Origin of the sequence: Chryseobacterium sp. sg2396 (genome assembly GCF_042610505.1) — a bacterium.
Taxonomy (GTDB): Bacteria; Bacteroidota; Bacteroidia; order Flavobacteriales; family Weeksellaceae; genus Chryseobacterium.
Window position 1 is genome coordinate 296,436 of record NZ_JBHGAQ010000004.1, and the last position, 12,167, is coordinate 308,602.

The following is a 12,167-nucleotide window of genomic DNA, read 5'->3' on the forward strand; positions in this document are numbered from 1 at the left end:
ATGAATCATAGAGTTTTAGAATTATTAAAGACCCCGAAAAATATTCAGTCAGAAGATTTAAATCTTCTGAAAGAAGAGATTAATTCTTTTCCCTATGTTCAGAATATCAGAGCATTATACTTGTACGGGGTACATTTATATGATAAAGAAAACTATCAGCGGGTGTTGTCTACTACTGCAGCCTATACTACGGATAAAAAAATCCTGTATCAGCTGATTAACGGTAAGATCCAGCAGCGTTTGAAGCCTGAAATAAAGCAGGAAACGGTGCAGGAAAAACCTGTTTCTGCAGAAAATCCGTTAAAAGTTCTGTATGAGGCCAAAGCAGGCAGTTTTCCGATCAAAAGGGAAGACCCGGTTGTGGCTGAAACTGAAACGGCCGAATTACCAAAACAGGAAACCGCTGAAAAGCAAGAACAGGAAGAAACGCGTATTCTTCCTCCTCCGAGAGAAGAAATCAAGCATATCTACGTAAACGGAGAACGTAACAGAATTCTTTTCGAGGGCGAAGAGAATTTCCTTAATGATGATACGGTGGAAACCATAGATCTTGAATCCACGCTGGAATCAGGCTCTATCGTTACCCAGAAAATGGAGAAGAAGGAAGAACTTTCTGATGTTTCGGAAGAAAATCACCCGACAGAAAATGTCACTTCCGAAACACCTGATGAGCATCCCATTAAAGAAAATGAGGCCGCAATGGCAGAGCCGGTTGATCAGGAAAGGGAAACGGAACCATCCGAAGCGGATTTCCATGAAGTAAAAGTTATCCTGGATACGATGCAGGAGGAGGGTTCTGAAGAAGCAGAAAGCAAAGAAATTAGTGCTGACACTCAAAGTTCGGAAAATATACAGGCGGAAAAGACAGAGGAATTTAAACCGGAAACCGTTATCGGGGAAGAAAACTTAAATAGTGAATCTGAGCAGGAAGAAATTTCCGATGAATCAGCGCTGAGTTTCCATGAAACCGACGCTTTCATGCCTGAGATACAGGTTGCTGCTGACGATAAAGAAGAAATAAAAGAACCTGAAACGGTAAATAAGGATTCTGAAAAAAATTCAGATGTAAATAGCATACCGGAAGTGGCAGAATTTACGCCTGAAAAAATCATCAACGAGGATGAAATCTCATCTGAAACAGTAGAAGAGGCCGTTCAGGATCAATCCGAATTAAGTTTCCACGGCACGGAATCTTTTCTGCCGGAAGTAAAAATTCAGCCTAATGAACGTCAAACCATCAATCAGATCCCTCAGCAGAACCTCAGCAAACATGAAGATGAAATGCGCCGCCTTATTGAAGAAGTAGAGAAGAAAATGAAGGAAAGAGCGGCTTCCGAAGAAATTAAAAGACAGGAAGAAGAGCCTGCAAATACAGGGCATGATATCAGCTTTGCGGAAACCCAGCATTTTGAAGTAAAACCTGCTGAACCCGAAAACCCGGAAATTGAAGAAAAACAGGAGCCTGAATCTGAAAGTATTGGTGAATTAAAAGAAGAAACAAAAGCGGAAGCCCCTGAAATTCCGGCAGAAAAAGAGCCGGAAACAAGATCATGGAAACCAATGGCTTTCGACTCAAATATTCCGGATTCTTTGCTGAATAGACCTGCGGAAGCCCCTCAGTTCGTTCCTGAACAACCTAAACAAGAAGTACATCAGGAAACGACTCAACATAGAGAGCCTGAAGCTGAAGAAGAAATTTTAAATCAAACCGAAGAAATTTCTGAACCTGAAAATGTGATCCCTGAAGCTCCCGTTGGAGCATCTGAACAGCCTGAAGCAGAAAGTAACATGGCCGCTTCGGAGGAAACGAAAGAAGAAGCACCGGTAATGAATGTTTCATTCTTCGGTTCCGGATGGACAATTCCTCAGTCTGAAAAAAAACAGTCTGATCATGAAAAGCAGGATGCTGAAACAGAAAGTACTAGTAAACCTGACGAACAGCCATCCGAAAAGGCAAAGTCAAATCCTTTTGACAGTAATGTTCCCGGATTTATCAATACCTGGCAGAGCTGGCTGAAAATCGACAGGAATGAAGAGGCGAGAAAAGATAAAACCGAGCTGAAAAACAAGGTGATCGAGACCTTTATTGAAAATAATCCAAGGATAAGCCAGCTTAAAGAGGAAAGCAATTTTGTCATCAGGGAAAAAGGTGATGATATTTCGCATCTGATGACAGAAACATTGGCCAACCTGTATTTTGAGCAGAAACTTTATACAAAAGCTATTAAAGCATTTGAAATTCTGATCAGAAAAACCCCTGAAAAGAAAAAATACTATGAAGGAAAGATTCAGGAAATTAAAGATTTCCGAACAAAAGGATAACCAAAAACAAATACCATGAATATATTATCGATTAATGCTTTTCACATTATGTTTGCTGCTGTAGCAGTTGTAGTACTCTATATTTATGCTATGACGCTTTTATACAGGAATAAATCGGGCCTTCTGCCTTATCTGGCGGTTTTATTTCTCCCGGTTGTCGGGCCTTTGGGAATCGTCTTGGGAAACTTATCCAAACCAAAGTAAAATTTACTTGAATAAAAAACGGAGGAAATTTTTTCCCCGTTTTTTATGTTATCTTGGCGGTATTTTTATTTTTTCTGAATCTTCGCCAAAGCGTTCTTCCGAAAAAGACGACACCGATGATAAGAATGATCGAGCATACAGCGGCAATAACAGGAGCTGCCATCGCCAGAAAGGCCATGATCCCGGCCCCGGCCGTTTCCGTAGTTCCTACTAATGAATTTCCAAGTCCGCCGGTTGTGGCCGTTGAAGCCGCACGGAGCCCGGCAAATCCCGAACTTATCGTCATGGCAGTTCCGCCGCCTGCAATTAAACCCAATGCCCATTGCGGAAAGGTTCCCAATTCTGTAAACTGGCTGGCAAATAAAACCGATCCTGCGACCGTAGCCATGGGTACGGAAACCGTATCCAGCAAATGATCGACAAAAGGGATATAATAGGCTAAAATCTCAACGACGGTGGCAATACCAGTCGTAATAAGTGTAGGCAGCCCGGCAAGCCACTCAAAACTTTCGTTCATCGGGATCCAGTGAAGGTAAGATGCCAGGCTTACGGCGAACATCGGGAGAAATACCCTGAAGCCCGTGGCAGCAGCCAGCCCGATGCCGATAAAAGCGCTCAGGAGATAAGATAAATAGGGAATGTGGTCTGACATGTGAGTTTTCAGATTAATTGTTTCCCCTAAGATACGAAAAGTACGATAAAAATTAAATATCGATTCCTGGATTTACAGAAGTGACTGTAAAAGCTGAAACTAAGATTTTTGTTGAGCTTTGCAGAGCTTAATAAATTGCGTCTCTACCTCCTGGAATTTTTCAGGCATTTCCGGAGAAACCCAGAACAGCATGGCCATTGTTTTATCTCCGAAAGACTCTTTAAACAGCTCTTTGTTCAGCCGGTAACATTCGCGCAGCAGTCTTTTGATACGGTTCCTGTGAACAGCCCTTTTAAAATATTTTTTGGAGACCGAAACCGCAAACTTCGTGCTTTCAACAGGAGTTGAAGGTTTATCCTTCAGTATAATAATTCTCAGATTCCCGTTCGTTCTCCATTTACCTTTTTCAAAAAGTAAGGAGATCTCGGTGTTTTTCTTGAGTTTTTCGGCTCTGGGATATGTGAAGTCTGTCATGTATGGGTATAAAGATAAGGCATATTTTATTTTCACGCAGCCTGTCCGTGTTTAAATAACATTTTCTGAAGGCTGTTTACAGTAACATATCATCTTCAGCATTTCCGGAAATTCAAGAATAATTAATCTTTTTCTATAAGATGATTGATCACTTCTGCTGCTGCATAAAGTCCGAAGATGGCAGGCATATAGCTTATGGTACCGTAGAAAGATCTTTTATAATTGGTTCCGTCTGTCATCTTCAGGCTTTCTTCATCCTGAATATCGTTGGCGAAAACACATCGGATCCCTTTGTCGATTTTTACTTTTCTGAGCCTCTTTCTTATCTGTCTGGCAAGATGGCAATGTTCGGTCTTACTGATGTCACGTACCAATACTTTACTGGGATCGGTTTTGCCGCCGGCTCCCATAGAGCTTACGATTTTTATTCTTCTTCTTTTTGCCGCAATAATTAAGCTTAATTTGGGTGTAACGCTGTCGATACAGTCCAGTACGAAATCAAAGGTGTCGGCATCCAGCACCTCTTCCATTCTTTCAGGATTCAGAAACTCGTTGATCTTGGTAAGATGAAGCTGGGGATTGATGTCTAAAAGCCTTTCAGCCACCACGTCCACCTTGTGCTTCCCGACAGTGGAATGAAGAGCCGGCAGCTGCCTGTTGACATTGGTAATATCTACCGTATCGCCATCGACGACCGTCATTTTTCCGACCCCGGCCCTGGCCAGAAATTCTGCGGCAAAAGAACCGACACCTCCCAATCCTACAACCAGAACGTTTGCTTTGTTTAATTTTTCCAAGCCTTCTTCCTTAATCAGAAGTTCCGTTCTTTCCAACCAGTATTTATCCATTTTTTATCCTTTCTAAATTTTCCGTAATCTGTTTATTCAAAGCCGCTAGCGAAATTCCTTTAAGCTCTGAAACCTTCAGGTACAATTCTGCAATATCGAAATCGTCATTGTCGGTTTCCAGGAATATTCTGTCTAAAGGCATACTTTTCAAAGTATTTTGCAAAGATAAATTATACAAAACCGCTTTTCCAAAACTCAGGTAAAAATTATTTTTCAGCAAATCTTTTGCAATGCTTTCTTTTTTATTGAAGCCATGAATGACCATCGGCTGTTCTGCATGTTTTTTTAAGGAAATCACTTCATAAAATTTCCGTACGCAGTGGATGATTATCGGTTTTCTGATTTCATTGGCCAGCCGGATCTGGGTTAAGAAAACTTTTTCCTGGGTTTTTTGATCCGTTTCTGCAAAAGAATCCAGCCCGCATTCCCCGATGGCAAAGCAATGTTCTGAAATATTCGCGCAGAGCCATTCCATTTGTCTGTCAATATGATCCGATTCTATATCTTTAGGATGAATGCCTATTGAGTATGGGAAATCCGGAGGAAGGGATTTCATGTCCAGATTGTAAATTCCGTTCGGCTTATTGCTTTTGTGATGATGAAAATCAAAAAATTCCATATCCCAAAAATACCACAATTTATATTTAATGTAAAATTCTTAAACGAACGTTTATAAATCCGTTAAAAATTCCTTAACTTTACTCAAAGTGCATTCATGAAGAAAAAGTTTACAGAAAAACAAATCCACATTTTAGACATTGCTGAAGAGCTGATTGCAAAAAAAGGTTACGAAGGGACGTCGGTAAGGGATATCTGTTCCAAGGCCAACATTAACGTGGCCATGATCTCCTATTACTTCGGGTCTAAAGAAAAAATGATGTCTTACCTGTATCAGTACCGTGTGCTGAAAACCAGGGAGAATTTTTCAGGATTTGCCGATACCATCAAAGATGGCAAGCCTGAAATGCAGATGAAGGAAATGATTAAATACATTGTCGCCCAGCTATTCAAGTACAATTATTTCCACGGATTTGTTACCCAGGAATTGCGCCATACGGACCACGTGAAGGATGAACTGATGGATTTCTATCAGCTGTTTGTCAAGAAACTCGATGAAGTTATTAAAAAGGGCGTGGCATCCGGTGTATTTACCTTTACCCCTAAGCCGGAAGATGTGCTGACTACCATTATCGGCTCTACTTTATTCGTGATTCGCAACCGCAACTTTTATGAACTGTATGTTCCCAATAAAAACGATGAAACTTATGCGAAGGAAGCGGAGAAAAAAGTACGGATGAATCTTTTAATGAGTGTTTTTGCGATTTTAGGATACGCTGCCGACTAAATTTACGTTAAATAATCATAAAAAAAAATCTATTGATAAAAAAGTTATATTTTTGCAAATTAGTAAATCGGCTGTGTAATCCGAAAACGGTTGAATTTTTTATATGAAAAAATATATTTTAGGTATTTTTGCTGTAGCGGTAGTGGTGTCTTGTGTAAGTAAGCAGGAAAAGGCAATGAGAAGTGCGGATAAGAATCTTATCCTGAAGACAGCCAACGAAAACTTTGCTAAAAAGAAGTGGAAAAATGCTTTGGCACTGTACGACAGGCTTCCGAACCTTGTAGCGGGAACGGATGATGCTCCTAATGTGGTTTTCAATTCTGCATACGCAAACTACTACGATAAAAATTACAGATTAGCGGGAAACCAGTTTAAAAATTTCGCGATCAGCTTTCCTCAGGATAAAAGAAAGGAAGAAGCATCCTATATGTCGGCATTATGCTACTATGAGGGGTCGATGGATTATAACCTGGACCAATCTACTACACAGACCGCGATCAACGAACTTCAGGACTTCCTGAACAACTATCCGAATTCGGAAAGATCCAAAAATATCAGTACCCTTATTGACGAACTGTCTTATAAGCTGGAATTCAAAGCGTATGAAAACGCAAAACAGTATTATAAAATGGGGGATTATAAAGCCTCCAATGTTACCTTTGAAAATGTACTTGAAGATTTTCCGAGCACGAAGCTTCGTCCGCAGATCTATGATTATATCGTAAAATCCCGTTACGAACTTGCGACAAAATCCGTATATGACCTGAAAGATGAACGTATCGAAAGTGCATTGGCTTTCACCAGACAGGTGGAAAAAGAGATGCCGAATACCGAAGTCGCTAAAACTGTGTTAGACCTCAGGGAAAAACTTGAAAAAGAAAAGAAAGATTTCGTCGTGGTTAAAAAGAATACCGAAGCCAGGATTGCCGCTTTAACGGAAAAGCAGAAAAGATTGGAAGCCCAGAATGCACAAAAGTCTAAAACCGAGCAGCAGGCAAAAGATCAGGTAGAAGCCGAGAAGAAAGCTATGCAGATCCAGAGGGACAGTGCAGCCATAAATACCCCTCCCCCGGCAGCCACTTTCAAGATTCAAAGATAATTCGTAAATTTGCGAACTTAAATAAAAAAATAATATTCTCAAAATGAGTGTAAAAGATACAAAAGCAGAAGTAAATACGATTACGTACGACAAAGATAAGATTGAAGACAAAGTAGGCTCAATCTACGAAGCGATTGTTATCATGGGAAAAAGAGCAGAGCAGATCAACGCTGAAATCCGTACGGAACTTCACAATAAGCTTGACGAATTCGCTGTGCACAATTCTACATTGGAAGAAGTTTTTGAAAACAGAGAGCAGATTGAAATCTCCAAACATTATGAAAAACTTCCGAAACCCACTTCTATTGCTATTGAAGAGTGGTTGAACGGTGATGTGTACTTCAGAAAAACTGAAGAAAGAAAATAAGTACATCTTTTGTTATCGTACATATTTTAAATATGCTTCGATAAATTATAGGAAAACATTCTGTAAAATATATGTTTTACAGAATGTTTTTTTTAATATAAAAAACAGGGGTTTATTTTTATTACTTTTACGGCGTAATATTTAACGAAATATCGTGCTGTTCAATTCTATAAGCTTTTTACTGTTTTTGCCGGCAGTCTTTATTCTGTATTGGTTTTTTTTCAATAAAAAATACAAATATCAGAACATCCTTTTACTGGTTGCCAGTCTTTATTTTTATGCATGCTGGGATTGGAGATTTCTGTTGCTCCTAATGTTTTCTATTGCACTGGATTTCTTTTCCGGAATACAGATTGAGAGAAGCAAAACCAAATATGCCGCCAAATTCTGGCTCACGTTAAGCATCGGGATCAATCTCGGTTTTCTGGGCTTTTTCAAATACTACAACTTTTTTGCGGAAAGCTTTTCAGAACTTCTTCAGGGTTTCGGTTTTCACGTCAATGTTACACTGCTCCATATCGTATTGCCGATCGGTATTTCTTTTTATACCTTCCACGGACTTTCCTACATCATCGATATTTATAAAAAAAGAATTCCGGCGGAAAGGAATCCGGTCGATTATGCCGTCTTCGTAAGCTATTTCCCCCTGTTGGTTGCCGGACCTATCGAAAGGGCAACCCATCTTCTTCCGCAGATCCAGAAAGAAAGGATTTTTAGTTATGAGCAGGCCGTCGACGGAATGCGGCAGATCCTGTGGGGCTTTTTCAAAAAAATCGTGATTGCAGATAATTGTGCCCCGATCGTAAATGAGATTTTTACCCATTACCAGACGGAAAGCAGCAGCAACCTGGCCATCGGGGCAGTCCTGTTTGCTTTTCAGATTTACGGGGATTTTTCAGGGTATTCGGATATTGCATTAGGGGTATCACGCCTGTTCGGAATAGAGCTTCTTAAAAACTTTTCCTTTCCGTATTTTTCAAGGGACATTGCCGAATTTTGGAGAAGGTGGCACATTTCCCTTTCCACCTGGTTCCGGGATTACCTGTACATTCCTTTGGGAGGAAGCAAAGGCGGAATGCTGATGAAAATACGAAACACTTTCATCATCTTTCTTGTCAGTGGCTTCTGGCACGGGGCCAATTGGACGTTCGTAATTTGGGGTGGCTTAAATGCCGTCTATTTTTTACCCCTGCTGATATTCGGGAAAAACCGTGAGAATCTTGAAGTGGTCGCTATGAACCGATTGGTTCCTTCCTTCCGGGAAATTTTCCAGATCCTCATTACATTCTCCCTCGTCTGCCTTGCCTGGATCTTTTTCCGTTCTGAAAGTGTTTTACAGGCCATTCTTTATATCAAAAGATTATTCGGCAAAACCTTATTTTCATTACCTCACCCGATGCCTTACAAAGTACTGGCTTTTGTTGCCGTCATGATGATCATAGAATGGCTCAACAGGCGTAAGTTTCACGGGTTGGAAATAAGCGAATACAATCCGTGGCTGCGAAGGGTTCTGTACCTGGTCATCATCTTTATCATCCTGCGATACGCCAATTTCGGCAGTAACGAATTCATTTATTTTCAGTTTTAATATGAAGAAATTTATCATTAAAATAGCATGTTGGCTGGTTTTCCTTTTCCTGATCGGTTTTGCCTTGGCTTCCGTTAAAAAATACCAGCTGTACGGAGAATATTTCATCAGGCAGAAAGTTAATTACTACGATCGGCATGGTGCCGGATACAATGCGCTCGTCTTTGGCAGCAGCAGGATGTACCGCCAGGTGAACACCGGGCTGTTGGATTCTGCGACGGCTCACAAGGTAAAAGCTTACAACCTGGCAAGCGGCGGAACCTTCTTTTCCGAAAGCATGTACGAATACCGTCATACGAATGTTCATAAAAATGTAAAATATGTGTTTTTTGAAATTCAGGATGTACAGCCGTTTGACGTTAATGCGTACACGGAAAAATTCTTATACTGCCACGACCTTCCTACGGTAAACTTCGAGCTGAAATATTTTGCGCACAATAGCGACTGGAATTCGTCATTTCTATCGGTCTCTCATTTTTTTGCGAATATGTTTTACTTTAAAAAACTGGGACAACGGGATAAAACCATAAATGAATTTACAGATTACAACAATGGGTATTATCCTTTGGAAAAAGATTATAAAAACCTGATAAGCGTAAGAAAACAGCGTGCTGTCTATCTGAAAGATACTACGCTGATTTACAGGCATCGTGTAGAAATTGAAAAAAGCCCGAAGAAAAGACTCAATCCGGCTCTGGTTGGCGAGCTCAGGCTTCTGGCCGCAGACTGTCAGAAAAAAGGAATAAAATTATTCTTTGTACTTCCGCCTTTTTCCACGCCTTCAGATTTATCGGAAGTTAAAGGAATTCCCGGTGCAGAAATCTTAGATTTTTCTTCCCGTAGTATATTCAGAGAACTGTATACCAACAGGAATGTTTATGATAACGGGCATCTTAACCGGCGGGGAGCGGCTATCTTTACCGGAAAGCTGGCTGACAGCCTGAATCATCTGATCAGATAAGGCCAATACTAAAGAAGAAAATTATCGGAAATAGTTTTAGACTGACTTTTTAAACGTATTACATGAAAAATAAGTAATTTAGTATTCTTAAAACTAAAATTGGAATGGGCCTTTCCGGTAAAAAAATTCTTATCGCGATTTCCGGAGGAATTGCAGCATATAAAATTCATTTTCTAATCAGGGATTTTATCAAAAAAGGAGCGGAAATTCAGGTAATTATGACGCCTGATGCCGAGAACTTCGTGACGAAGCTGAGTATTTATACCTTGTCTAAAAATCCTGTTTATTCAGATTTTTATGGTGATAACGGATCCTGGAACAGCCATGTGGATATGGCTTTATGGGCAGATGTAATGGTGGTAGCACCCTGTACGGCATCTACTTTATCCAAAATGGTCCACGGTATCTGTGACAACCTGCTCATCGCTACGTATATGTCGGCAAAATGTCCCGTCTTCATTGCACCGGCTATGGATCTGGATATGTATGTGCATCCTTCCACTACAAAAAACCTGGAACTGGCGGAAAGCTATGGCCATATCGTTATTCCGGCGGAAAACGGTGAACTCGCAAGCGGGCTGGTCGGGCAGGGAAGAATGGCGGAACCGGAAACCATCGCAACAGCGATTGAAAGCTTTTTTAGTGTCAATCCAAAAGAAGAAACACTGAAAGGAAAAACGGTACTGATCACAGCTGGTCCCACTTATGAAGCCATTGATCCCGTACGTTTTATCGGAAATCATTCTTCCGGAAAAATGGGGTTTGCCTTAGCGGAAGAAGCTTCTAAAAGAGGAGCGAAGGTCATTCTTGTTTCCGGACCGAGTGCACAAACCATTCATGACAAAAATATTGAACTGCATAAAGTGATCTCTGCAAAGGAAATGCTGGACAAAGTCTTTGAATTTTACGATCAGGCGGATATCGGAATCGCGAGTGCAGCCGTTGCGGATTACGCTCCGAAGGAAGCGGCTACGGAAAAGATCAAAAAAAATGATGATCATTTAACAATCGAACTGGTTAAAAATCCGGACATTCTTAAAACAATGGGTGAAAAGAAAGGCCATCAGTTTTTAGTGGGATTTGCGCTGGAAACGCAGAATGAAGAGGAAAATGCCAAAGCCAAGCTTGAAAAGAAAAACCTGGATATGATCGTGCTGAACTCGCTCCGCGACGAAGGCGCCGGCTTTAAGAACGATACCAACAAAATAAAAATATTTACCCGTACGGAAAAGAAAGAATTTTCATTGAAATCAAAAGATGATGTTGCGAAGGATATCCTGGATTTCATTGAATCTCAACTTTTAAAATAAATTTAATAAATTTCCGTTCTCAATCTTTAATAGAAAATGAAAAAAATTTTAAGTATATTTTTACTGCTCTTTATATTCAACCCTAGCTTTTCCCAGGAGCTTCTGGCCACGGTGCAGGTGAATTCCCAGCAGGTGGGGGGAAGTAACCAGTCGGCATACAAAGCTTTGGAAAAAAGCCTCAGGGATTTCATCAACAACACAAGCTGGACGGGAAGAAGACTGCAGAATTACGAAAAAATAAAATCGAATTTTGCGATCGTCATCAGCGAGAGAGACGGAAACCGTTTCAGGGGAAGCATTGTGGTACAGGCGGTTCGTCCGGTATTTAATACCACTTATGAATCTCCGCTCATTAACCTTCAGGATACGAGATTTTCTTTCGATTATGTGGAAAATGAAAACCTTATTTTCAACGAAAGACAGTTTTCCGGGAAAAACCTCATCGATGTAGTCAGCTTTTATGTATATGTGATTTTAGGAATGGACGCCGATAGTTTTCAGTCGATGTCCGGAACGGAATGGTTCCAGAAAGCCCAGCAGATTGCTCAGAACGGCGAATCCCAGAACACCTATGACGGTTGGAAGCAGATCAACGAACCACGGAGCCGCTCGATTCTGATCAAAGAGATCATGAGCCCGAACTGGAGCCAGCTGCGTGCCACGGTATATTCCTATCACAGGGCAGGGCTGGATACTTTATTCAATCAGGACCAGACCCAAGGGAAAAAAGTGATTTTTGATGCCTTAATGCAGTTAAAGCAGTATGAAAATTCTTTCCAGCAGGCCTATTTCTTTAACCTCTTTATGGACACGAAAGCAGATGAGATCTTCAACATCTTCAATTCCGGGAACAACGGTGGAATTGTTTTGGGTGATCTTAAAAACGAAATGATTATCCTTTCTCCGAAAAATACCGATGCCCGATGGAGCAAATGGAAACAGTAAGTTAACTTGAATTCTGAAATCTAAAGTTCTATATTTGCAATAGCTTACATAA

13 protein-coding genes are annotated in these 12,167 nt (G+C 40.6%); 9 read left to right on the forward strand and 4 right to left on the reverse strand.

Features of this window, described 5'->3' with window-relative positions:
• Window positions 1-2,322, forward strand: a complete 2,322-nt coding sequence (locus tag ACED20_RS06520) for a hypothetical protein (RefSeq protein WP_378103897.1) — start codon at window positions 1-3, stop codon at window positions 2,320-2,322.
• 15 nt (window positions 2,323-2,337) lie between these two features.
• Entirely contained in the window at window positions 2,338-2,526 is a 189-nt protein-coding gene (locus tag ACED20_RS06525; protein ID WP_294229082.1) for a hypothetical protein, read from the forward strand.
• Between the two features lie 43 nt (window positions 2,527-2,569).
• Here ACED20_RS06525 and ACED20_RS06530 read toward each other — a convergent pair whose 3' ends face one another.
• From ACED20_RS06530 to ACED20_RS06545, 4 genes are all read right to left on the reverse strand, one after another.
• Window positions 2,570-3,178: a DUF4126 domain-containing protein gene (locus ACED20_RS06530; RefSeq protein WP_294199432.1), complete on the reverse strand. Its 609-nt coding sequence runs from the start codon at window positions 3,176-3,178 to the stop codon at window positions 2,570-2,572.
• A 99-nt stretch (window positions 3,179-3,277) separates the two neighbouring features.
• On the reverse strand, window positions 3,278-3,652 hold the full coding sequence (rnpA, locus tag ACED20_RS06535) for a ribonuclease P protein component (protein WP_294199431.1): 375 nt from the start codon (window positions 3,650-3,652) through the stop codon (window positions 3,278-3,280).
• Window positions 3,653-3,774: 122 nt separating this feature from the next.
• Window positions 3,775-4,500, reverse strand: a complete 726-nt coding sequence (locus ACED20_RS06540) for a tRNA threonylcarbamoyladenosine dehydratase (protein WP_294223743.1) — start codon at window positions 4,498-4,500, stop codon at window positions 3,775-3,777.
• Window positions 4,493-5,119, reverse strand: coding sequence for a TatD family hydrolase (locus ACED20_RS06545; protein WP_294199429.1), 627 nt, complete (start codon window positions 5,117-5,119; stop codon window positions 4,493-4,495). The genes ACED20_RS06540 and ACED20_RS06545 overlap by 8 nt, the downstream gene beginning before the upstream one ends.
• A gap of 96 nt (window positions 5,120-5,215) precedes the next feature.
• Between ACED20_RS06545 and ACED20_RS06550 the strand changes: the two genes are divergently transcribed.
• The 7 genes from ACED20_RS06550 (at window position 5,216) to ACED20_RS06580 (ending at window position 12,115) form a co-directional block, all read left to right on the forward strand.
• Window positions 5,216-5,845 carry a TetR/AcrR family transcriptional regulator gene (locus ACED20_RS06550; RefSeq protein WP_294199428.1) on the forward strand — a complete coding sequence of 210 codons (630 nt, stop codon included), beginning with the start codon at window positions 5,216-5,218 and terminating at the stop codon, window positions 5,843-5,845.
• Window positions 5,846-5,948: 103 nt separating this feature from the next.
• A complete protein-coding gene (locus ACED20_RS06555; RefSeq protein WP_378103903.1) occupies window positions 5,949-6,944 on the forward strand; it encodes an outer membrane protein assembly factor BamD in 996 nt (331 codons plus the stop codon).
• 43 nt (window positions 6,945-6,987) lie between these two features.
• Window positions 6,988-7,311: a DNA-directed RNA polymerase subunit omega gene (locus ACED20_RS06560; RefSeq protein WP_029298198.1), complete on the forward strand. Its 324-nt coding sequence runs from the start codon at window positions 6,988-6,990 to the stop codon at window positions 7,309-7,311.
• A 154-nt stretch (window positions 7,312-7,465) separates the two neighbouring features.
• Window positions 7,466-8,899: an MBOAT family O-acyltransferase gene (locus ACED20_RS06565; protein ID WP_378103906.1), complete on the forward strand. Its 1,434-nt coding sequence runs from the start codon at window positions 7,466-7,468 to the stop codon at window positions 8,897-8,899.
• A gap of 1 nt (window position 8,900) precedes the next feature.
• On the forward strand, window positions 8,901-9,860 hold the full coding sequence (locus ACED20_RS06570; protein ID WP_294262802.1) for a hypothetical protein: 960 nt from the start codon (window positions 8,901-8,903) through the stop codon (window positions 9,858-9,860).
• Between the two features lie 104 nt (window positions 9,861-9,964).
• Window positions 9,965-11,170, forward strand: coding sequence for a bifunctional phosphopantothenoylcysteine decarboxylase/phosphopantothenate--cysteine ligase CoaBC (gene coaBC / locus ACED20_RS06575; protein ID WP_378103908.1), 1,206 nt, complete (start codon window positions 9,965-9,967; stop codon window positions 11,168-11,170).
• A gap of 36 nt (window positions 11,171-11,206) precedes the next feature.
• The gene (locus tag ACED20_RS06580; RefSeq protein WP_294198261.1) at window positions 11,207-12,115 is read left to right on the forward strand and encodes a DUF4835 family protein; all 909 of its coding nucleotides are present in this window, start codon (window positions 11,207-11,209) and stop codon (window positions 12,113-12,115) included.
• Window positions 12,116-12,167 lie beyond the last annotated feature (52 nt).